17 protein-coding genes and 3 pseudogenes are annotated in these 22,284 nt (G+C 59.7%); 12 read left to right on the plus strand and 8 right to left on the minus strand.

Annotation, left to right across the window (positions count from 1 at the left end):
* Positions 1-94: 94 nt before the first annotated feature.
* The 7 genes and pseudogenes from gabD (at position 95) to ACODSV_RS03675 (ending at position 7,802) form a co-directional block, all read left to right on the plus strand.
* Positions 95-1,546: an NADP-dependent succinate-semialdehyde dehydrogenase gene (gabD, locus tag ACODSV_RS03645; RefSeq protein WP_024075423.1), complete on the plus strand. Its 1,452-nt coding sequence runs from the start codon at positions 95-97 to the stop codon at positions 1,544-1,546.
* A gap of 786 nt (positions 1,547-2,332) precedes the next feature.
* Positions 2,333-2,644: pseudogene (locus tag ACODSV_RS03650) on the plus strand (endonuclease); the annotation flags it as partial.
* Positions 2,626-3,579 carry a branched-chain amino acid ABC transporter permease gene (locus ACODSV_RS03655; RefSeq protein WP_024075422.1) on the plus strand — a complete coding sequence of 318 codons (954 nt, stop codon included), beginning with the start codon at positions 2,626-2,628 and terminating at the stop codon, positions 3,577-3,579. The pseudogene ACODSV_RS03650 and the gene ACODSV_RS03655, both read left to right, overlap by 19 nt.
* Positions 3,576-4,334 carry an ABC transporter ATP-binding protein gene (locus tag ACODSV_RS03660; RefSeq protein ID WP_023048108.1) on the plus strand — a complete coding sequence of 253 codons (759 nt, stop codon included), beginning with the start codon at positions 3,576-3,578 and terminating at the stop codon, positions 4,332-4,334. Before ACODSV_RS03655 ends, ACODSV_RS03660 begins: the two co-directional genes overlap by 4 nt.
* A complete protein-coding gene (locus ACODSV_RS03665) occupies positions 4,334-5,050 on the plus strand; it encodes an ABC transporter ATP-binding protein (RefSeq protein WP_489045896.1) in 717 nt (238 codons plus the stop codon). The genes ACODSV_RS03660 and ACODSV_RS03665 overlap by 1 nt, the downstream gene beginning before the upstream one ends.
* A gap of 539 nt (positions 5,051-5,589) precedes the next feature.
* Positions 5,590-5,982, plus strand: a pseudogene (locus tag ACODSV_RS03670) (methyl-accepting chemotaxis protein); the annotation flags it as partial.
* Between the two features lie 368 nt (positions 5,983-6,350).
* The gene (locus ACODSV_RS03675) at positions 6,351-7,802 is read left to right on the plus strand and encodes an aldehyde dehydrogenase (RefSeq protein WP_023630205.1); all 1,452 of its coding nucleotides are present in this window, start codon (positions 6,351-6,353) and stop codon (positions 7,800-7,802) included.
* Positions 7,803-8,024: 222 nt separating this feature from the next.
* Here the strand turns inward: ACODSV_RS03675 and ACODSV_RS03680 are convergent, their stop codons facing one another.
* Complete coding sequence (locus ACODSV_RS03680; protein ID WP_078451698.1) at positions 8,025-9,101, minus strand: DUF2955 domain-containing protein; 1,077 nt, start codon at positions 9,099-9,101, stop codon at positions 8,025-8,027.
* The gene (locus tag ACODSV_RS03685; RefSeq protein ID WP_023663266.1) at positions 9,091-10,152 is read right to left on the minus strand and encodes an HlyD family secretion protein; all 1,062 of its coding nucleotides are present in this window, start codon (positions 10,150-10,152) and stop codon (positions 9,091-9,093) included. Before ACODSV_RS03685 ends, ACODSV_RS03680 begins: the two co-directional genes overlap by 11 nt.
* A 147-nt stretch (positions 10,153-10,299) precedes the next feature.
* On the opposite strand from ACODSV_RS03685, the gene ACODSV_RS03690 reads away from it, so the two are divergent.
* Positions 10,300-11,235, plus strand: coding sequence for a LysR family transcriptional regulator (locus ACODSV_RS03690; RefSeq protein WP_023629250.1), 936 nt, complete (start codon positions 10,300-10,302; stop codon positions 11,233-11,235).
* A gap of 156 nt (positions 11,236-11,391) precedes the next feature.
* Entirely contained in the window at positions 11,392-11,619 is a 228-nt protein-coding gene (locus ACODSV_RS03695) for a DUF2790 domain-containing protein (protein ID WP_023629249.1), read from the plus strand.
* 73 nt (positions 11,620-11,692) lie between these two features.
* Here the strand turns inward: ACODSV_RS03695 and ACODSV_RS03700 are convergent, their stop codons facing one another.
* On the minus strand, positions 11,693-12,595 hold the full coding sequence (locus ACODSV_RS03700; protein ID WP_023629248.1) for a LysR family transcriptional regulator: 903 nt from the start codon (positions 12,593-12,595) through the stop codon (positions 11,693-11,695).
* Positions 12,596-12,722: 127 nt separating this feature from the next.
* Here ACODSV_RS03700 and salA point away from each other — a divergent pair, with 127 nt between their 5' ends.
* Together salA and ACODSV_RS03710 are read left to right on the plus strand one after the other, a co-directional pair.
* Complete coding sequence (salA, locus tag ACODSV_RS03705) at positions 12,723-14,012, plus strand: salicylate 1-monooxygenase (protein ID WP_024075419.1); 1,290 nt, start codon at positions 12,723-12,725, stop codon at positions 14,010-14,012.
* Positions 14,013-14,085: 73 nt separating this feature from the next.
* Complete coding sequence (locus ACODSV_RS03710; protein WP_023629719.1) at positions 14,086-15,432, plus strand: MFS transporter; 1,347 nt, start codon at positions 14,086-14,088, stop codon at positions 15,430-15,432.
* 778 nt (positions 15,433-16,210) lie between these two features.
* Here the strand turns inward: ACODSV_RS03710 and ACODSV_RS03715 are convergent.
* The 3 genes from ACODSV_RS03715 to ACODSV_RS03725 form a co-directional block, all read right to left on the minus strand.
* The gene (locus tag ACODSV_RS03715) at positions 16,211-17,503 is read right to left on the minus strand and encodes a tyrosine-type recombinase/integrase (protein ID WP_028688854.1); all 1,293 of its coding nucleotides are present in this window, start codon (positions 17,501-17,503) and stop codon (positions 16,211-16,213) included.
* 277 nt (positions 17,504-17,780) lie between these two features.
* Entirely contained in the window at positions 17,781-18,908 is a 1,128-nt protein-coding gene (locus ACODSV_RS03720; protein ID WP_073663301.1) for an integrase, read from the minus strand.
* Between the two features lie 434 nt (positions 18,909-19,342).
* Entirely contained in the window at positions 19,343-20,092 is a 750-nt protein-coding gene (locus tag ACODSV_RS03725; protein WP_150054525.1) for an SDR family NAD(P)-dependent oxidoreductase, read from the minus strand.
* 99 nt (positions 20,093-20,191) lie between these two features.
* Between ACODSV_RS03725 and ACODSV_RS03730 the strand changes: the two genes are divergently transcribed.
* Positions 20,192-20,560 carry a winged helix-turn-helix transcriptional regulator gene (locus ACODSV_RS03730; protein ID WP_024075414.1) on the plus strand — a complete coding sequence of 123 codons (369 nt, stop codon included), beginning with the start codon at positions 20,192-20,194 and terminating at the stop codon, positions 20,558-20,560.
* Positions 20,561-20,624: 64 nt separating this feature from the next.
* Here ACODSV_RS03730 and ACODSV_RS03735 read toward each other — a convergent pair whose 3' ends face one another.
* Positions 20,625-21,488 (minus strand): methyl-accepting chemotaxis protein, encoded by an 864-nt coding sequence (locus tag ACODSV_RS03735; protein ID WP_370531123.1) that lies wholly within the window; start codon positions 21,486-21,488, stop codon positions 20,625-20,627.
* Positions 21,483-22,253: pseudogene (locus ACODSV_RS03740) on the minus strand (MCP four helix bundle domain-containing protein); the annotation flags it as partial. The pseudogene ACODSV_RS03740 and the gene ACODSV_RS03735, both read right to left, overlap by 6 nt.
* Positions 22,254-22,284: the final 31 nt, after the last annotated feature.

Genomic DNA, 22,284 nt, shown 5'->3' on the forward strand with positions numbered 1-22,284 from the left:
GAGAGAATTGCTTTTATGTGGCTCTCCTCGGCTTAAATTCATAGCTTGGAAAATAGCTGAGCAGCACTGAATGCAGTCTGCGAAGGAGCACGCCATGCAACTCAAAGATACCCAATTGTTCCGCCAACAGGCTTATATCGACGGAACCTGGTTGGACGCGGACAGCGGCCAGACCATTCAGGTCACCAATCCGGCCACCAACGAAGTTATGGGTAGTGTGCCGAAGATGGGGGCAGCGGAAACCCGTCGAGCCATCGAAGCAGCAGATCATGCCCTGCCAGCCTGGCGTGCACTGACAGCTAAAGACCGCGCCAACAAACTGCGCCGCTGGTTTGAACTGATGATTGAAAACCAGGACGACCTGGGTCGTCTCATGACCATGGAGCAAGGTAAGCCACTTGCCGAAGCCAAGGGCGAAATTGCTTTCGCGGCGTCCTTCCTTGAGTGGTTCGCCGAAGAAGCCAAGCGCGTGTATGGCGACGTAATTCCCGGCCACCAACCGGACAAACGCCTGATCGTGATCAAACAGCCCATCGGCGTAACGGCAGCGATTACACCCTGGAACTTCCCGGCAGCCATGATCACCCGTAAAGCCGGCCCGGCCCTGGCCGCCGGTTGTACCATGGTGCTCAAGCCAGCGTCGCAAACGCCTTATTCGGCGCTGGCGTTGGCAGTGCTGGCCGAGCGTGCCGGGATCCCCAAAGGCGTGTTCAGTGTAATCACTGGCAGTGCTGGCGAAGTCGGCAGCGAACTGACTAGCAACCCGATCGTGCGCAAGTTGAGCTTTACTGGCTCCACCGAAATTGGTCGCCAGCTAATGGCCGAATGTGCCAAGGACATTAAAAAGGTGTCGCTAGAACTGGGCGGAAACGCGCCGTTCATCGTATTCGATGATGCCGACCTTGATAAGGCAGTGGAAGGCGCACTGATCTCCAAATACCGCAACAATGGCCAGACCTGCGTGTGCGCCAACCGCCTGTATATCCAAGACGGCGTATACGATGCCTTCGCCGAGAAGCTGAAAATCGCGGTAGCTAAGTTGCAGATTGGTAACGGTTTGGACGAAGGTATCACCACCGGCCCTCTGATCGATGCCAAGGCGGTGGCCAAGGTCCAGGAGCACATTGCCGACGCCATTAGCAAGGGTGCCAAGCTACTCGCTGGTGGTAAGCCGCACGCCCTCGGTGGCACTTTCTTCGAGCCGAGCATCCTCATTGACGTACCGAATAACGCCGCCGTAGCCAAGGAAGAAACCTTCGGTCCGCTGGCGCCGCTGTTCCGTTTTAAGGACGAGGCCGACGTGATCGCGATGTCCAATGACACCGAGTTCGGCCTGGCCTCGTACTTCTATGCCCGCGATATGGGGCGCGTGTTCCGTGTGGCCGAAGCCCTAGAATACGGTATGGTCGGCGTCAATACTGGGCTGATCTCCAATGAAGTTGCGCCTTTCGGTGGTATCAAGGCATCCGGCCTGGGTCGCGAAGGATCCAAGTACGGCATTGAGGATTACCTGGAGATCAAGTACCTCTGCCTGGGTGGTATCTAAGAGCCCGGCGAATAGGCACGTGATTCTCGCTCAGGCCCCACTTGGCGAGCATCATTAATCTTGGCCCGGTCTATAAAACCCGGGCATGCTACATCGGTTGTGGCGCAGACAAAGATTGACGCGGGCTATTTCTACGTCACCGTCTACTTCTCACGGCTGTTGCCGCGCAACCAGAGTCTGGAGGCCTGTATCCGCGTCGACAGCGCCCCCTGTTCGAGCTAGGTGCCTAACATTTCTAACGATTGAGCGTTGCGCGGAGTCCTACACCTAGGCTCTGCGCCTTTTTAATCCCGCCGCGCTAGATTAGGCGAAGTAATGCTGCCTTCACAGCCAGTCCTGCTGGTATGGATAAAGGTGATATCCATCACCTATGCCATGTTAGGGGCGACGGTGAACTCTCTCTAAGATGGTTTGGTGCGATGATTTAAGGCGCCCCAGCGACCGTTGATTGCATCCAATGTGCTCATTAGCTTTTCTGTTCGAGCTGGCTGTTCCTGTGCGAATAGATCCTGTGTGTACTCATCACGCTTACACAGGTCTAGCAGCAACACTTGGGCTTTGGCATAGCTGAAACCCTCTCGTTACAGCCTTTTGATTCCCTCCTGTGCCGCTGCAATGATCAAACGCGTGTCATCGGTCGGGTAGGGCAGTTGGCAAAGCAGGCCGTTGGCGTACTTACCATCATTGAATTCGCTCGGTCGCAATCAGGCGAGCATTCGGGGCTTGGATCACGATCCCTCCAGTCGTAATAGCCACTGGCAGAAATCTTCAAGCAGAGGCACATAAGGTCGTAAGAACTGCGTAGCTGGTGACCCCGTCTTCCGTGCCATGAAAGTTGACCTGACCAACCGCTATCCGTCAGTCGGTGAGGCGAAGCAACTTCCTTTATGGCATGGTGCCACAGTCCCTTATTACGGAACGTGTAGTACCCGCATTGATTTCGTAGGGCGAGCAGCAGTGCCGCGTGATGAAGTGAAAGGCTTGGTCGCTTGCCCGACCTTCTACACGTAGGATCGCTATGGCATGTCCATGTCCTGTCAGCAACAGCAACAGCAACAGCAACAGCAATTGCTTATGGCTTGGGATCGACAGTATCCTTCCACCTGCAGCAACTGACCCACATCATGATTCTCGCCCTGGTCGCTCTCAGCCTCGACCTGTTGGTGGGCGTGACCGGCATGGTCAGCCTGGCCCAGGCGGCCTTCTTCGGCATCGCCGGCTACAGCCTGGTGTTGTTCGCCCCGGAGTTCGAGGCGGTGAACTTCTGGCTGGCGCTGCTGCTGTGCCTGGGCGTCAGCGCCGCAGCTGCGCTGCTGATGGGCCTGCTGATCATCCGCACCTCGGGCATCTTCTTCATCATGGCGACCATCGCCTTCTCGCAGATGCTCTATTACCTGTTCCACGACTCGGCCTTCGCCGGCGGCTCGGACGGCATCTACCTGTTCCTCAAGCCCGAGGTGGCCATCGCCGGGGTGCATCTGCTCGACCTGGAGAACCCGCGCAGCCTGTTCTACCTGGTGCTCGGCTCCCTGGTGCTGGTCTATCTGCTGCTGCGCACCTTCCTGCGCGCGCCGTTCGGCCGGGTGCTGCTGGGCATCAAGCACAACGAGGAACGGGTCCGTTCCATGGGCTACAACCCGCTGTTCTACAAGCTGGCGGCCTTCGTCATTGCCGGCACCATCGCCGGCTACGCCGGCATGCTCTCGGCCACCCAATACGGTTTCGTCAGCCCCGACCAGGTCGGCTGGCAGCTCTCGGCCCACGCCCTGGTGATGGTCATCCTCGGTGGCATGGGCAGCCTGTTCGGCGCCATCTTCGGCGCCTTCGCCTTCGAGGGCCTGCACCATCTGTTCGCCGGCCTGACCCCGCACTGGGAGCTGCCCATGGGGCTGGTGGTCATCGCCATGGTTCTGTTGCTGCCGCGCGGTCTCGCCGGGTTGCTGCTGCAGCTCTGCGACCGGCGCACAGCCACGGCCTGCGACGCAAGTACGGTATCCACCCCCGACGCGATGAAGAAGGAGGCCGGCGTATGACCGCCCATGTTCTAGAAACCCGCGGACTGAGCAAGGCCTTCGGCGGCCTGCGTGCGGTCAACGACATTTCCCTGAGCGTGGCGCCCTGCGAGGTACACGCGATCATCGGCCCCAACGGCGCCGGCAAGAGCACCATGGTCAATCTGCTGTCCGGCCATCTTCAGCCCAGCGCCGGGCAGATCCTCTTTCACGGCCGCGACATCACCGGCTTGGCGCCCAACCGGGTGTCGCACCTGGGCATCGGCCGCAGCTTCCAGCGCACCAACATCTTTCCCAGCTTCACCTGCCTGGAAAACTGCTGGCTGGCGGCGCAGTCGCGGCTGAAGAACTCCTTTCGTTTCTTCCGCCGCTGCGAGGCCTATGTCGAGGTACGCGAGCGCGCCGAACGGGCGCTGGAGCTTTGCGGCCTGGCCGCCCACCGCGACACCCTGGCCGATGCCCTGAGTTATGGCGAGCAACGCCAACTGGAGATCGGCATGGTACTGGCCACCGAGCCGAGCTTCCTGCTGCTCGACGAACCCATGGCCGGCATGGGCAAGGACGAATCGGCGCGGGTGGTCGAACTGCTCGCCAGACTGTCGCAGCAGTACGCCATGGTCCTGGTCGAGCACGACATGGATGCGGTGTTCAGCATCGCCCACCGTCTCACCGTGATGGTCAACGGCGAGCTGCTGGCCAGTGGCCCGCTGGACCAGGTGCGCAACGATCCGGCGGTACAGCAGGCCTATCTGGGCGACGGCGAGGAGCAATTCTGATGAGCGCACAAGCCCTGGTGCAGGCCACCGGCCTGCACACCTATTACGGCAACAGTCATGTGCTGCATGGCGTCGACCTGCAGATCCAGCCGGGCGAGACCCTGGCGCTGATGGGCCGCAACGGCATGGGCAAGAGCACCACCATTCGCTCGTTGCTCGGCCTGACGCCGGCGCGCCGCGGCGAGGTGCTGATCCGCGGCGAGCGCTGCAGCGGCCGCGCCACCCACCAGATCATCCGCCGCGGTATCGGCTATGTGCCAGAGGGCCGCGGCATGTTCCCCAACCTGAGCGTGCGCGAGAGCCTGATCATGGCCGCCCGCCCGGGCCTGGACGGGCGCCGCGACTGGAACCTGGAGCGGGTGCTGGCGACCTTCCCGCGCCTGGCCGAGCGCTTCTCCCACCTGAGCGGCAACCTTTCCGGCGGCGAGCAGCAGATGGTCGCCATCGGCCGCGCGTTGCTGACCAACCCCGAACTGATGATCCTCGACGAGGCCACCGAGGGCCTGGCGCCCTTGATCCGCAAGGAGATCTGGGACGTGATCCGCCTGACCAAGGCCAGCGGTATCGCCACTCTGGTGGTGGACAAGAACGTCAACGTGCTGCTCGACCTGACCGACCGCAGCATGATCATGGTCAAGGGACGGGTGGTGTTCGACGGGCCCAGCGTCGAGCTGAAGTGCCAGCCGCAGATCCTCCAGGAACATATTGGCCTGTGACGCCGGGGAGACTGACGATGAACGAGAAGACCGACGCCCCTGCCCGAAACTGGCAGAAGCCGCTGGCGGCGTTGCTGCAAGCGACGGCGGCGCTGGCCGCAGCCGGCCTGCTGCTGTTGGACAGCGGCCTGCACGGCCCACTGGCGGCCCTGGCGCTGGCCGGCGTCGCCCTGGCCGGCCTGCTCTACCACAGGTTGCCGCCGATCCTGGTCGAGTTGCCGCCACCAGCGCCAGCGCCAGCGCCGCCACCGGCGCCTGAGCCTGAACCGCCGGTGCTGCTGGCGGCGCCTGCTCCCGAGCCGCCTTCCGACCCTGGCCTGCCGCTACGCGCACCCCTGGCGAAGTTGCTCGAGAGCATCCTGCGCACCGAGCAGGACATGCTCTTCGCCACTGAACTGGCGCGCGCGGGCGGAGAAAAGGTGCAGTTCAGCGCCGCCAGCATCCAGGCCTGCGAGGCGGCGATCCGCGAGCTGGCCGGCTACATGGGCACCATCGATCAGGTATTCGACGAACTGTCGCAACAGTCGATGCGCATCGGCGCCATCGTCGGCAGCATCCAGGACATCGCCAAGCAGACCAACCTGCTGGCGCTCAACGCGGCCATCGAGGCGGCCCGCGCCGGTGAGCATGGCCGCGGCTTCGCCGTAGTCGCCGACGAAGTGCGTCACCTGGCCCAGCGCGCCAACGAGTCCAGCGGCGAGATCCAGCAGATCGCCGGCAGCCTGCAGAAGTCGGCGCAGGAGGCGCGGACGGGAGTCGAACACATCGGCCAGTCCACCAGCACCGGCCTGGAGAAGTCCGCCGCGGCCCTGGGCGCCATGGCAGAGATGCGTGCCGGCGCCGCGGTGCGGCTGGAGACGGTCGAGCGCATCGTTCGGCGCCTGAATGAGCAGCGCACCTTGACCCAGGACATGGTCGAGCTGCTGGGTTAGCGGGCTATCGCTGAAGTGGGCACCTTGCGACCCCATCGTTGTGACGCAGTCTTCGTCAGCCGATTCGACTGGCTGTGGAATCACGATCTGCAGCAAGACCTGAACTTGGCCTACAGCCGTTTAGGCTGGAAAGCGGCCCTGGCCGCATGACTCCGCCATTGCCGTGGACGTGATGCCTTCTCGCCTGGAGTTGGCTCGCAGGGTGGGCACAACGCCCATCTTCAATAGCCGGGTAGCAGATCCGGCTACGCGTAGTCGCGCAATCACTGACGCAGCTGCGCAGCGCAGTCCCATTCTGCGTATGCCCGGAGCTGCCGACTGAATGCGGTCGCGTCACACAATTTTCCTACTGTCTAAAAGGTCTAGAAATGAGTGCACAACTGGTAATCGACAATATCAAGCTGGACGCTACCGGAGGCAAGACGATCCAACGGCTTGACCCTGTGTCCGCCAAACTGGTCAGCACTGCGGCTGCCTGCACCCTGGAAGACGCAAAACGGCTCGCGGCCTCATCCGAGCGAGCATTCCGCAAATGGTCCAAGACCGGACCGACCGAGCGGCGTCGTCTCCTGCTCGCAGCAGCGGATGTCCTCGAGGCCAAGATGTCGGAATTCTGCCGGATCATGGCTGAGGAAATTGGCGCATCGCAGCTCTGGGCGCAGTTCAACGTAGGTGCATCGGCGAATCTGCTGCGCGAGGCTGCAGCGCTCACTACTCAAATCAAGGGTGAGACGATTCCAACCGATAAGCTTGGCGCTTTCTCGTTGACGCTTCGCCAGCCGGTGGGCACCGTGCTGAGCATTGTGCCGTGGAATGGGCCGGTGATCCTGGGGGCTCGCGCTATCGCGTATCCGCTGGCGTGCGGCAATACCGTGATCTTCAAAGGCTCGGAAAACAGTCCTCGCACTCATGCCCTTGTGGCCGATGCCTTCATTGAGGCAGGCCTGCCGGCGGGTGTGCTCAATTTCCTGATTACCGCGCCCGAAGACGCATCGGCTGTCACCGAAGCGTTGGTGGCCCACGATACCGTGCGCCGGGTCAACTTCACGGGCTCCACCAAGGTCGGCCGCATGATCGCCGAAACCTGTGCGTCCCATCTCAAGCGCTGTTTGTTGGAGTTGGGTGGCAAGGCTCCTTTCGTAGTGCTGGAGGATGCCGATATCGACGGCGCAGTGAATGCCGCAGTATTCGGCTCGTTCCTGTATCAAGGGCAAATCTGCATGTCGACCGAGCGTTTCGTGGTCGATCAGCGTGTTGCCGACGAATTCGTGAGTAAGTTTTCCGAGCGAATCGGCAAACTGGAGCTTGGCGACCCCACCGCATCTCCGACCTGCGTAGTCGGACCGGTCATCGCCCAGGGCTCGGTAAAGCGGATCAACCATCTGATCGAAGATGCGCTCGGCAAAGGGGCTGTCATCGCCGCGGGCGGTATCGCCGACAGTGCCTTGATGCAGCCCACGCTAGTCGACCGCGTGACCAAGGACATGGAAATCTACGACGAGGAAACCTTTGGTCCTATTACCACGATCGTTCGTGTCGACGGGGCAGAGGAGGCGTTGGAAGTGGCCAATGACACGGCTTATGGCCTCTCATCTGCAATTTTCAGCGCCAATGTCTCCAAAGCGCTTGAGCTGGCAAGTCGGTTGGATGCAGGTTGTGTCCACATCAACGGCGCCACCGTACAAAACGAAGCGCAGGCCCCCTATGGTGGTATGAAGCAGAGTGGATACGGCCGTTTCGATGGAAGCGCTGTGATTGACGAGTTCACAGAAATCAAGTGGGTCACTGTTGAGCCATCTGATCAGCCTTATCCCTTCTGATGTTTCGGGGCCGGCGGAGCAAGTGGATTCGCCGGTTCACGCGCGTTCGCATCATTTCTCCCAGATGATCGTAAAACGCTCGGATCCACGGCCAAGCGCGTCTTGCCGCGAAAGTGTTGCACGCGTGATAACAAATTGTAGCGGTGCGCGGTCGCCGGCTTTGTGTACGAGCAGGAAAAACGCGCGCTGATCTGACAATCGCCGTGGCCGCAGCTGTTGGCTTCAATGGCTGCTGTGGCGAGTAGTGACAAAGCGGTTGAGCAAGCGGTGCACCATGAACACGACGAACAGGGTCAACAGCACCGAGACACACACCGAACTCAGCCGGTAGAGGGTCGCAAATATGATGTCGTGGCTGGGCGTAAGCGACTGGCCGAACAGGATGGCCAGGGTGGTCAAAGCGCCGAAGCCGACGCCGGGCACCCCCTTTTCCAGCATGTGCCAGCGCGCGCAGACCATGGCGGCGATCCATAGCAGCAGGGCGACCAGCGGCAGTAGGTCGTGGTGATCATAGAGCAGCAGCATGATCAGCAGGGCAATCACGCAGCCGAGCAGGGTGCCATGCGCACGGGTACGGCCGGCGAAGCGTGAGCCGTTCCAGTGCATGGGAAACAACAGCAGGATGCTGGCGACCTGAGCCGACAGCGAGTCCTGCAGATCCAGGCACTGGAATACGCTGAACGACAGCGTCGCCACCGTTGCCCCGAGCAGTGCCTCGTGGCGCCGACTGGCGCGGTCTTTGGGCGGCGGCGTGCGTGCGGGGCGCGGCTCGCAGTCGGGAAACAGGTAGAACATCAGCACGGCGATCGCTGCGGCCAGCACGATGGCCAGGCCATTGCTCCCAAGCATGGCGATGACGTCGGTGTGCGGGTAGCTGGCGAAGTTCAGCTGGATCGACAGAAATACTGCGCCGAGGGCGCCGAACAGGAAGTTCGGGCCGCTGGCCATCAGCGCGAAACGGTAGAGAAACAGCAAGAACACCAGCGGAATCATCAGCAGCGGTCGGCCGCCGAACAGACCGTAGAGCAACGCGACCTCCAGGCTGACGACCAGTCCCTGGGTGAAGAACTGGCGCATCAGGTGGGCAGTCAGGCGCGGCACCAGGCCGAGCAGTAGCATCGGATAGACGCAGAAGAAGGCACCGTACTGCAGGTCGAACAGCTTGCACAGGACAAAGGCCAGACTGCCGCCAGTGGCGATGCGCAGACACTGGCGCAGGTCGTTCTTGCCCAGTGACAAACGGGGCGCTGTGGCCCTTTCGGCAAGTGTGTGTGCCGCCGCGGAGGGTTCAGTAGACATAGTGCAACCAACTGATCAGGCGGATCTGCAGCGTAGCGGCGAGGTTCACCAGCGGGTTGTCGAAGGGCTTCAGCTGAACCGTGGCCTTAGCCCCGGTGGGCAGCAGGAACGGCAGCTCTTCATCGAGTGCCAGGTGCACGCGTTGTCGTTGCGCGTCGCGAACCCAGCGCTCGGATTGCGCGGGCGTTGCCAGCTCGCCGTTGGCATCGATCTGGCCTTCCCGGACTCCGGCGTCGAAATGACTGACCCGGGCGCTGAACAGCTCGCCTGGACGGGCGTCGAATACGACCACGGCTGGGGTGTCGACGCCGATGTAGCGCAGGGACTTCTCGCGGAAGTCGGCGATGATGTCCAGGCGGTCCTCGACCAGAGCGGCCACCGGCGTTCCTGCCGCGACGAAGGTGCCGGGGGTGAGCTGCAGGTTGCTGAGCACGCCGCCACGTTCGGCGCGAACCTCGCTGTAGTCCCGCTGCAGGTGCGCCCGGAGCAGTGCATTGCGGGCTTGGCGTAGCCGTAGATTGGCACCGTCGGCGCCGCCGCGACGGGCCTGCAGTTCACGGACTCTGGCCTGCGCCGTACGCAGTTGGGCCTGGGCCATCAGATGCTGCGCTTCGGCCGCATCGTAGGCCTGGCGCGAGACATGCTGGCGTTCGAGCAGGCGCGACAGGCGTAGGGCCTGAGCGCCCGACTCGTTCGACTTGGCTTGGGCCGCGCTGACCTCGGCACGGGCGGCGGCCAGCAGGGCATCGAGTTCAGTGTTGTCCTGGTGTGCCTGTTCGAGCGCCAACTCGGCCCGCTGCACCTCCAGCTCGAATGGCTGCGGATCGAGGCGAAACAGTAACTGGCCAGGTTGTACGTACTGGTTATTGCTCACCGCCAGCTCACTGACCTGGCCTGCGACCCGCGGCGCGACCTTCAGTACCGGTCGGGTCAACTGCGCCTGTGGTGTCAACGGCATGCTCAGGTCGGCGGTTAGGAAGTAGATGAAGCAACAGGCTAGGGCCGAGATAGCGATTTGAACCCAGCGGGCAAATCGTTGATCGGGAGTCATGAATACCTCGGTTAAGCAAAGCGTCGGGGGACGGGCGCACGCTGGAAAGTCCGGGCCGGCCCGCGAAGGCGGCAGTATATTTCCCATGCTTTCATGCAAAAATAGCCGTCTTATGCAAAGAACACTTACTAAATAGGTAACAGTCAGATGGATGTTTTTCAGGCAATGCGGGTGTTTACTCGCGTGGTGGACGCGGGCACCTTCACGGCTGCTGCACAGACGCTGGGCTTGTCCACCGCGCAGGTGTCGCGGCAGGTGTCCGAACTCGAAAGTCATCTGCAGGCACGCCTACTGCAACGTACCACCCGCCGGCTGGGGCTGACCGAGGTAGGCAGCCGTTACCTGGAGCGCTGTCGGCATATTCTCAGCGAGCTGGAAGACGCTGGCGCCGAGGCCGGTGGTGCCTACCTGATGCCCAGGGGGCGCCTGCGGGTGCACGCGATCACCGGTTTGGGCACCCATCTACTTGCACCCTTGGCCGCCCGCTATAGCGAGCTCTACCCGGAAGTGAACCTTGAGCTGACGCTCTCCCAGCGCCACCCTGACCTGCTCGAGGAGGGGCAGGATGTGGTCATTACTCTGGCCCGGGAGTTGCCCGACTCCGAACTGGTCGCTCAACTGCTCGGCACTACCTACAGCGTGGTCTGTGCGGCGCCGAGCTACCTGGGGCAGCACGGTATTCCGATGACTCTCGACGAGCTGAGCCAGCATCGCTGCCTGCGCCTGCTCGACCCGGTTTTTGGCGACAGCTGGACCTTTACCGACAACGGCGTCGAGCGGGCGATCCGTCTGGGAGAAACATTTCAGGTCAACGTCGCCGAGGCGATGGCCCAGGCGGCAGGAGAGGGTATGGGTATTTGCGTACTGCCGGACCTGATAGCGGCCAAGGCCTTCGCACAGGGCCGACTGGTACGCCTGCTGGCCGAACATCGCCTGCACGAGCGGGGTATCTATGCGCTGTACCCGTCGCGGCGCTTTCTCGATGCCAAGGTGAGAACCTGGGTGGAGTTCCTCAAGGAGCAATTACCCCTGGTATTCCGCGGTAATCGAACCCTGGTGGAAAACCCCACCTATTGGGCGTGACCCTGGGAGCAAACCGGTGTGGCCAGGGTTGATGCCCTGTCGCTTAGCGCTCTTCGATTATTACGCTAAAGGCAAAACTACCTTGCCTGGAGTTCGCTGTTTCTTGCCGGAACCACTCCTTAAGCTGATGCTCATCGAGTCATTACGAGGTGCAGCATGAAAGCAAGATACTGGATGATCGGCGTGACACTTGTCGCTCAGTGGGCAGTCGCCGACGATGCGCAGCCATACCATTATGGCCAGGCCATGGATGTCGCCAGGGTCATTTCGATCGAGATGCCTCAGGGCTGTGAGGTGGGCGAGGCGACCATGGTCTATGAGGATTCACACGGCGAGATCCATACCCTGGTGTATCTGCGCCAGGGCGAGAGCTGCGTGTATTGAGTCCGTCGCAGGACTCGGCAGTCAGCCCGATCCCTCATGGCAGGCAATGGGCTGTCAGGCACTTCGGGCGCCGTCAGTCCGCAAATAGCTCGAACATCAGTTGCCTGAGCCAGCGGTTGGCGGAGTCTCGGTGATACTTGGCGTGCCAGAACAGGTTGATATCGATTTCCGGTAGCTGCACGGGGTGGGGCAGGGCCACCAAACCGAAGGGCTGGACGCAGCACTCGGCAAAGCGCTCGGGTACCGTGGCCAGCAGATCGGTGCGCTGGAGAATATGGCCCACAGCGACGAAGTGCGGCACTTCGAGACGGATGTCCCGCTCTATCCCCAGACGCGCCATGTGTGCGTCCACTTCGCCGTGGCCGGTGGTGGCGGCGATGACCCGCACATGACCGTGAGCGCAGAAGCGCTCCAGCGTGAGCGGCTCGCTGGTGACGGGGTGGTCCTTGCGACACATGCATACGTAACGATGATGGAACAGACGGCGAGTGAAGAAGCCTGCCTGCAGGTGTGGCAGCAGGCCTACGGCGAGGTCGACGGTGCCGCTCTGCAGCGCCTCGATCAGGGATACGGAGGTGTTGCGCACGGTACTGATGCGGCAGCCTGGTGCCAGGCGGGAGAGGGCATCCATCAGGCGCGGGGTGAAGTAGATTTCACCGATATCGGTCATCGCGATGGTGAAGGTGCGTTCGCTGGTTAGCGGGTCGAAACTGTCTTGGCGACTCAGCGCCTCGCGCAGGGTATGGATGGCCAGCGACACTGGCTCAGCAAGTTGCTGGGCGTAGGGGGTAGGCTCCATACCCTGATAGGTACGCACGAACAGGTCGTCCTGCAGGGCTGTACGCAGGCGCCTGAGGGCGTTGCTCACGGTGGGCTGGGTCAGACCCAGGCTTTCCGCGGCGGTGGAGACGCGGCGGTCGATCAGCAACTGGTTGAACACCACTAGCAGGTTCAGATCCAGGTCGCGCAGGTCCATGGTCTGCCTCATAGGTTGGTAGGAATATTCAGGTTTGAAATAGTTTGTATGCAGGCTGCGGTATTTATCAATATTTCTCGTGCGCCCATGATGACTTCACTCCAACAACAACATCATGGGTACAAACATGATCACCAAGCCTGCCCTGCGTATCGGCATCATCGGCGGCGGTATTTCCGGCGTCGCCCTGGCACTGGATCTGTGCCGCCATTCCCATCTCGACGTCCAGCTCTTCGAATCCGCACCGGCCTTCGGTGAGGTGGGAGCGGGCGTTTCCTTCGGTGCTAACGCGGTGCGAGCCATTGCCGGTCTCGGCATTGCAGAGCCTTACGCCCAGGTTGCCGATCGCACCCCCGAGCCCTGGCAGGACGTGTGGTTCGAATGGCGCCGCAGCGTCGACGCCGGTTACATTGGCGCGAGCGTGGCTCCTGGCGTGGGGCAGTCTTCGGTGCACCGGGCGGATTTCCTCGACGTGCTCGCCAGCCGACTGCCGGAGGGCATTGCCCGATTCAATAAGCGCGCCGTGGGCGTGGAGCAGCACGGCGATGAGGCCTGTGTGCGCTTTACCGACGGTAGTGAATATCGCGGTGACTTGCTGATCGCCGCCGATGGCATCAAATCGGCTATTCGTGGCCATGTCCTCGAGGGTATCGGGGCCCCGCCCGCCGTGCCGCGCTTCAGTGGTACCTGCGCCTACCGTGGCATGATCGATAGCCTGCACCTGCGCGAGGCCTACCGTGCCGCTGGCGTTGACGAGCACTTGGTGGACGTGCCGCAGATGTACCTGGGCCTGGATGGCCACATCCTTACCTTTCCGGTTAAGCGGGGGCGCATCATCAACGTGGTGGCCTTCGTATCTGACCGCAGTCAGCCCGCGCCCACCTGGCCCGAGAATTCGCCCTGGGTTCGTCAGGCCAGCCAGCGTGAGATGCTCGACGCCTTCGTCGGCTGGGGCGATGCTGCGCGAATCCTGCTGGAGTGCATTCCCTCGCCAACCTACTGGGCTCTGCACGACCTCGCCGAGCTACCTGGTTATGTCCACGGCCGTGTGGCGCTGATCGGCGATGCCGCCCACGCGATGCTGCCGCACCAGGGCGCCGGGGCAGGGCAGGGGCTCGAGGACGCCTACTTCCTCGCCCGCCTGCTGGGAGATGTTCAGGTGAGTCGCGGCAACCTCGATGAGTTGCTGGCTGCCTACGACGCCTTGCGCCGCCCGCGTGCCTGCCGCGTGCAGCGTACCTCCTGGGAAGCCGGTGAACTTTACGAACTGCGTGACCCGGCAGTGGGTGATGACAAACAGGCGCTGGGAGCTACCTTGGCTAGCCGCTTCGACTGGTTGTGGAACCACGACCTCGACGCTGACGTGCGAGATGCCCGCGCTCGACTAGGTTGGACAGCCCTGAGCCACTGCGCCTAGTTGCGCGTCGTTCTACCGGAATCGGCCTCGATGCCGGTTCCGGCTCTATAACAATGACAAGAAGAGCTATGCCATGCGTGATATCGACGTTTCCGCCCTGCTTGACGGGGCCCGCTTCAATACCTTTCACGGGCGCGTGCTGTTCTGGTGCGCGCTGATCATTATCTTCGATGGCTATGATCTGGTTATCTACGGCGTGGTGCTGCCGTCGCTGATGCAAGCCTGGAACCTCTCTGCGCTGCAGGCCGGTCTGCTAGGCAGCTGCGCATTGGTGGGCATGATGCTCGGTGCACTGTTCTTCGGCCCACTGTCGGACCGGATCGGGCGCCGCAAGACCATCATGACCTGTGTGGTCCTGTTCAGCGGTTTTACCGTGATCAACGGATTCGCGCGCACTCCCGAGGAGTTTGCCATTTGCCGCTTTTTCGCCGGGCTTGGTATCGGTGGGGTGATGCCCAATGTGGTGGCGCTGATGAACGAGTACGCGCCGAAGAAAATCCGCAGCACCCTGGTGGCGATCATGTTCAGCGGTTACTCGGTGGGGGGCATGCTCTCTGCGGGTCTGGGCATGGCGTTGATGCCCAGCTGGGGCTGGCAATCGGTGTTCTTCGTGGCGGTTGTACCGCTGCTGGTGCTGCCGTTGCTGGTGCGCCAGCTGCCGGAGTCGTTGAACTTCCTGCTGCGCCAGGGGGAGGTCGAACGCGCCAAAGAGCTGCTGGCCAGGGCAGAGCCCGACTACGTGCCCAAAATGCACGACCGGCTCAATCTGGCAAAGGGGCAGGCGGGCAAGGTGGCCATCTCCCAGTTGTTCCAGGATGGTCGCGCACTGAAAACGCTGATGCTCTGGGTGGCCTTCTTCTGCTGCCTGCTGATGGTCTACGCCCTGAGTTCCTGGCTGCCGAAGCTTATGAACGCTGCCGGCTACGGCCTCAACTCCAGCCTGGCGTTCCTGCTGGTGCTGAACTTCGGCGCCATCTTCGGGGCAATCGGCGGCGGCTGGCTGGGAGATCGCATAGGCCTGGGTCGGGTACTCCTGGCGTTCTTCGCCACCGGTGCGCTGTCGCTGAGTCTATTGGCGCTGAAGTCACCGCTGCCGGTGCTCTACCTGCTGATCGGCGTGGCCGGGGCCTGCACTATCGGTACGCAGATCCTCGCCAATGCCTGCGCCGTGCAATTTTACCCCGCGCATATCCGCTCCACTGGTCTGGGCTGGGCGATGGGAATTGGCCGTATTGGCGCCATCATCGGCCCGTTGCTGGGCGGAGCTTTGCACGCCGCGCAACTGCCGTTGCAGGCGAGCTTTCTGGCGTTCGCGCTGCCGGGGCTGGTGGGCGCCGCCGCCATTATGGGTTTTCTCTGGCACCGGCCGGGTCAGGTCTGCACGCTGATGGAGAAACCTCTGGAATCGACTGCCGGCTGATCCACTGCTATCAGGAACTGAGCACCGCACCCATGTCGGGTGTGGTGCTCTGGTTGACCGCTCGCAACCGGCATATGGAACCACCATGGTCTCGGCTGCTATAGATGCCGATCCGCTGTGCGTAGTCGGATCCTAGGCTAGGCGTTGGATCATGAGAAAGCCTTGAGACTCGAAGCGGCTGCCAACTCGATGGTTAGCAGGTGCTGAGGCGCCGGTCATCACATCCATACTTTTCAATGAACGTGACGGTTGCGCTGCACGTAGCCGTACTGACAGATCTTGAGCAGATTAGCCGGATCATAATCAGGACGCCCCGTACGATGAGACCGGGCCTTGTCGAACCCCAACGCCTGAAGATCGCAGCCTGCGAAATGGGTGGGTGAAGTCCTGCACGGGATTATCAAAGCACAGAGAGTCATCGCTGCCGGCCACCAGTTCTTCACTGCCGCGAACATCGAGAGGCTGGTACATCTCGGAGCCAAGTACAGCACGAAGGCTGCAATGATCGACGATCTTCGAGACGGTCGCTGAAGACCAGTAAGACCAAGACCTCAGCGATTTCGGACGCATCTCCCGTGATGACTTTTTCAATGACGACGGAAGCGCGACCTCCTGATTTCTTGCTGGCGCAGAAACGCGCCAGCAAGCAGATGGCATGTCCGCGAGTCGAGGTCGAGCATGCGCTGGTTGCATAACTCACCCATCACCTGAGCCAAGGAAAATTTTCTCGTTCTCAAGCTATGCGCGATGGCTAAACAAGTGTGTGTTTAATGGGCGTCTAACGTCTGATTGGAAGGCTTTTCACCGAGTGTGCCCGTTGTTCGTCCAGCGAGTTGTAGTACGTATTTTGGGTAGTGCTGAGACTATTGTGACGAAGGTCAGCCTGGAGGTCCTTCATCTCTCGATATGGTGCATCAAAGGTTGCGGAGGTGTGGCGTAACCAATGCAGTGAAGCTGAACGCAACTGGTCTATTTCGTCATCGCTCCAGCCTTCCTCAGCCATACGCCCCATAGCGCGATCAAATAGCCCTTGGAGCAGCAGGCGAATATGTCGATCAGATAGCCCACCACGCCCCTTCAGGGAACTGATCAACGGTGTTTTCTCGTGGGCAGATGGCTGGGGGGAGAGCTGTAAATGCTGGCGATAGCGTATCAGGTAGTTCTGGATGTATTCGTCGCGGATGCTGATCTTGGCGGCCTTGTTGCCTTTGCCCACCACATGAAACCACCAGTTGCCCATGCTATCGCGGCGGATGTCGCCCATGGTAGGCGTCCAGTTGTCACGCCCGACCAGATCGGAGACTCGCAGGTACATGGAGAACAGAGTCGCAACGATGAACAGAGTGCGTTCGTGTGTCGGGTCGGTCGCGGCCATCTGCTCGGCAGTCTCGATCACGTAGCTCCACTGCAGCGGAGTCAGGGAACGTGACGCCACATCCAAGGTGTTGCGTTGCTTGTAGATGGATTTCTGTTTTACCGCCCGGAAGGGGTTCACCTCGGTGAGACCCTCATCAATCGCGTGTTGGAAGAAGCTGCCGCAGACTGCGAATACCTGAGCCACCGATCCCTGGGACAAGCGGTAGGGACGGGAGGGAAGGGCGGCAACGGCCTCTTCGGCAATCTTGCGTTCGCGCTTGGCCACAGTGTGACTGAAAGGTCGCCATTGCAAATTGACGATGTAGGTGTCCGTGTCGAGCTTCTTGCGACCACCCACGCGCAGGAAGCGGGACTTTACGACCGGACCTATCCAGTCGGCGGGCGGGTTGAGGCAGAACTCCATGAAGGCCTCGGCGTCCCGGCGACGCAGTTCAACAAGGGGCTTGACAGCCACCAGTAGGGACCAGAGCAGCAGCCGCTCGACGTGGGTTCGATAGGAGTTGAACGTGGCTTCGTTGCCGGCGTAGGACTTCAGAAATCCCCGAACGGCGCGATAGCCCTCGACGGCCTGGAGCTCATCGGCACAACCATGGAGGAAGTCCCGAACCGCTGGAAGCTCGCCATTGAGGTGAAGAAAGTTGAGTTCGTGGAAGCGATCAAAGGTCTCGAAAAGCGGCTGGGGATGCTGCGACATGAAGTGGTTCAACCTGGGCGAATGCGTCTATATCGGTCTTTCAGCGTAGTATAGAGCAATATCCGGGTCTGGTGATTATCGGATATTGCTTAGATTTCTCCGATCAATCCTCGCTGTCCTTCTTAAAATCTGTAACCCCATGATCCTTACAAATAATACGTTTAATAACATGCAGTTACGATTGGAGTCGGATTTTTAAATGGGAGAAATGAGTCTGCCGGGCGTCCCGCCAGAGAAGCTTATAGGCCAGGAATTTAAGCTAGCGGGGAACGCTCTATCAACCATAATACCTTCCATAGGTATAAGCCAAGCTGAAAATGCCTAGATATTTCTGCAACTCGGCAGGGCGGAAGCTTTGCGCACGAATCTTTGCGCCGCTTTCTTTCAAAAAACGCATACTGCCACCAAGCAGGATATTCCAGTGCTCACCGCCTTTGTCTGTAGAAGTAATGCTTGCATGAGCTTTCATAAGCGCTTCTTTAACAATGCTTCGTATTTGTCGCACGGAAAGACCGGGGCGCCCGTGACTAGCCTCCAAGATAGGGATTTCTTCGTTCTGCTCTGGGAACGGGGGTAGTCCTCGGCTTTTTCGATAGCGTCTCAAGTAGGGCAGGAACTCTGGAGTGACTTCAACTTTCCTTAGCAGCCGACCTGGCGCCTCTAGTATCAACCACCATCTGGCATCGTCTAGAACAAAGCAATTCATGCATGGGCAGTAGTTATCAGCATTTGCAAGGTCTGCAGCATGCAAACACATAAGAGTCGTTGCTGCTATTATAAAAAGAGCACGCTCACCAGCAGGATCACCCAGCGCATGAAATTCTAGCGCTTGCAGAACCTGACCTAATTGCTCGGAAGTTAAATATCGTTCCACAGGGTAAGTAGCGCGCATTCCTCTTCCATAGAAAGTTCGTGATGATATAGCTGGATTTATCGCTATCACATCTTCCTCGCAGAGAAAACCATAAAATGAACTACAAACGCTACGAATGAAACGCAAGGTTTCCACTTTAGGGCTGCGCGCCCCTACATCTTTAGATGCTCGAATATTGAAAGGCCGCCATGATTCATTGAAAACCGAATTACCATCGACTTGAGCGAATCTAGCGGTTGTAGAAAATCCAACCCAATTTGAAGGTGGCATCTTGCAAAAAGTAATAAAATTCGTAAACGTCTCTTTATCTAGTGTCAGTACAGTTTTTTCGGCGACAATCCAGCTCCATAGGAGCAAACGTTCAACGAATGTTCGGTAATTATTAAAGGTTCCAAGCGGGTGACTATGATATGCAAGAAAGCGGATAGCGCATTTTAAGTCCGTTTCTACATCAAGATTAGCGGAGAGACTACTGAGGAAGGCTTCGATGCAGGGGTAGCGAGCGTAGTACAGCCCGAGATCGAGAGACATACTTTCGGGACCAGCAAGGACAGGCCGAGGGTCTATGACTTTTGACATTGACGATCCCATTGGTCTAAAAGGAAGTCACGAGTACTCTTGAAAAATAGCACAGTATTTAGTCTTCTTTTTAGGCTTTTTAAACAGGCAAAAGCCTCATCAGGATTCTCCTTTTTTAACCGTTAACGAGGGGGGGCAAGGGAAACCTTGACAGCGGAGAATGCTGCATCTCACTGATATCTTGGTATTTTTTTTAATCAGTCATTTTCTACTTTTTCATCAGGCGTCACATCAGTACCTTATGAGCCTCATGAACATTTCTAACATGGCATCTGGTTTAACATAATATACATTATGCGTAATACGATGTTACGTATTGAGGGACAATGCCCACCGGATTTCAGCAGGCAAAACCCCTCTTGGCCATCGGCCAATCCTGCGTCGCCTCAAACCTGAGCGAAACCGCCATCCACGAACATTTCGCTCCCGGTCATAAAGCTGCTTTCTTCCGAAGCCAGGAACAATGCCGCGGCGGCTACTTCTTCCGGCTTGCCGATGCGGCCCAGTGGCAACTGCGTGATCATACCGTCGACGATCGCATCAGCCTGGCCCGTTGTGGCCAATGCCGAATCCAGGCCAGGTGTCGAGATCGGTCCTGGCGAAAGCACGTTGATGCGTATGCCCGTGCCTTTCAAATCCAGCGCCCAGCTCCTGGCGAAATTACGCAGCGCCGCCTTGGTGGCGCTATACACGCTGAATGCCGGCGTACCCATGCTTGCCGTCGTCGAGCCGGTCAGGATCACCGAGCCGCCCGCGCTCATCAGCGGCAAGGCCTTTTGCACGGTGAACAATGTACCTTTGACGTTGATACCAAACGTGCGGTCAAAAGACTCTTCAGTGATCGATCCAATGGGCTGGAAATCCCCAAGCCCTGCATTGGCGAACAGGATGTCGATCCGCCCCTTGTCTGCCTTGATTTGCGTGAAAATACGCTCAAGGTCGTCCAGCCTGGAAATGTCGCCCTGGATCGCAACGGCGTCATGGTCGATAAGCTGCAACGCCTTGTCCAGTTCCGCCTGACGGCGTCCCACGACAACGACCTGTGCACCTTCATCAGCGAAACGTATGGCAGCGGCCAGTCCGATGCCGCTGTTCCCGCCGGTAATGACTGCAATTTTTCCGATGAGCCTGTTCATGATGGTTTCCCAAGAAAAGTTGAGGCCCAACTGTAGATCCGCGCTTTTAATTTGAATAGTATGCACCTTTTGGTAAGTACCCAATCAGTGAGCACGATCATGGCCAATAACGCTTTCAGTTGCGGGCTCGACGCGGCCCTTGCAGTCATCGGCGGGAAGTGGAAACCGCTGGTTCTTTATCATCTGGCGAAGGATGTTCACCGTTACGGCGAATTGAGACGCGCCATTGGCGGTGTGACCGATAAGGTATTGATCCAGCAATTGAAAGAACTGGAGCGCGACGAAATCATTGCGCGTATGGACTTTCAGGAGATACCGCCCAAGGTCGAGTATTCCCTCACGCCTTTCGGGCAATCCCTGGCCACTGCGCTGGGCGCGCTGTGCGCCTGGGGGACGGAGCATATGGAAACGGTCGAGCGCATCAGCGAGCGAAGAACAACCGCCCTCGCCCAGCCTTCAGTTTCCTGACGTTACCCAACTCAACTAAATGACTATTTAGTTGAGTTAAATCAATAAGTTACATTAAAAACCATCAAAGGCGAAAACGATCGACTGACTGTGAGAGCTCACCTGCCAGCAAGGACAACTCATCCGTCGTCGAGGCCGTTTGTGTTATCACCCGGGTATTGTTTTCCGACATGCCCGCGATCATCTCCACTTGATGGGCAATTTCATTACTGGCCAGGCTCTGCTCGCTGATGGTGCGGGAAATATCGTTCACCAGTTCCGTGGTATTGAGGGTGGCCTGCAGAATCTCGCGGATGGCGCGCTCGACGTCAGCGGTCACCGCCATGCCTTTATCGACTTGGGCGACGCCCTCCTCCATGCTGGTCACCGCCTCCCGGGTGCTTTGCTGGATACGCCCGACCATGCTGGCGATTTCCTGGGTGGATGCACTGGTGCGTCCGGCCAGGCTGCGCACTTCATCGGCGACCACCGCAAAACCACGCCCCTGCTCACCGGCGCGAGCGGCCTCAATCGCGGCGTTCAGGGCCAATAGGTTGGTTTGGTCGGCGATCCCCTTGATGACCTGGATAATGCTGAAGATCGCTTCGGATTCCTTGTCCAGTGTACGGATCACCAAGGCCGACTGCTGCGCTGAACGGGCAATGCCGTCCATGTCACTGACTACCTGGTGAATCACCCGCCCACCATCGGTGGCCAAGGCTTGCGCCTGGTTGGCCATGGTCAGGGCTCGTCCGGCATGGCGGGTGATTTCCTCAATACTGGCGGTCATTTCACTCGCCGCTGCGGCCATGGTACTGGCGGCGGCGCTCTGCTGTTGGCTACTGCCTGACACCTGATGGCAGCCATGGCTCAGTTGCTCGCTCATGCCATTGACGCCATGGGCATTGCTGCGCACCACTTCGATCATGCCGCGCAAATCCCGCTGCATTGTGGCGAGGCTACGGATCAGCGCGCTGGCTTCGTCCTTGCGTTTGGGCTCGATAATCGGCTCGCTCAAGTTGCCATGGGCAATGCTGTCGGCAATACGGCTGGCGGCCTGCAACGGCCCCATAATGCTCAGGGTGACCCAGCGCCCCTGCGCCAGGAGCAGCAAAAGACTGGCAATCAATACCGCGCCCAGGGTGAAGTTGGCGTTGCTGATGGTCTGGCGCGTCTCGCTGCCGGTTTGTTGGGTGTTGTTTTCGATCAGGCCACTCAAGGTCGCCATCTGTTCTTCCAGCTGGCTGAAAATGCTGTTGAACGCGCCCAGATCGGCACGAGCAGCCTCTGGATTCTCCAAGGCCAGCGCGACGATACGCTCGCTGGCGCTGATATAGGTGTCGAGACTCGGTTTGATTTTTTCCAGGGCGGCCTTGAGCGTGTCATCCAGCGGCAGCTTGAGGTTATCTCCCAATACCTGCCGGAAGTGTTCGGCATGCTCGTTCAGCGAGGCAGTGACCTCGGCTTTGGTGCTGGTGCTTTTGCCCAACCCCACCAACATGGCCGACAACACGTCGGCGCGCAGGGCGTCGTGCATCATGTCGGCTTCCATATGGTTGCGCAGCACCGTCATGCTGACCTCGCTGTCCCGCACGGCATCGCTCATCTGGTTATTCCCCAGATAACTGGCCAGGCTCATGATCAGGGCGGTGATCAACCCGGTCGCAATCAACAACATCAAGCGTAGTTTGATCGTCATGCTGGTTTTCCCCATAGCCTGGACCGCCGGTTGGTAGTCCTACCGC

This window comes from Pseudomonas sp. FG86, from assembly GCF_057808775.1.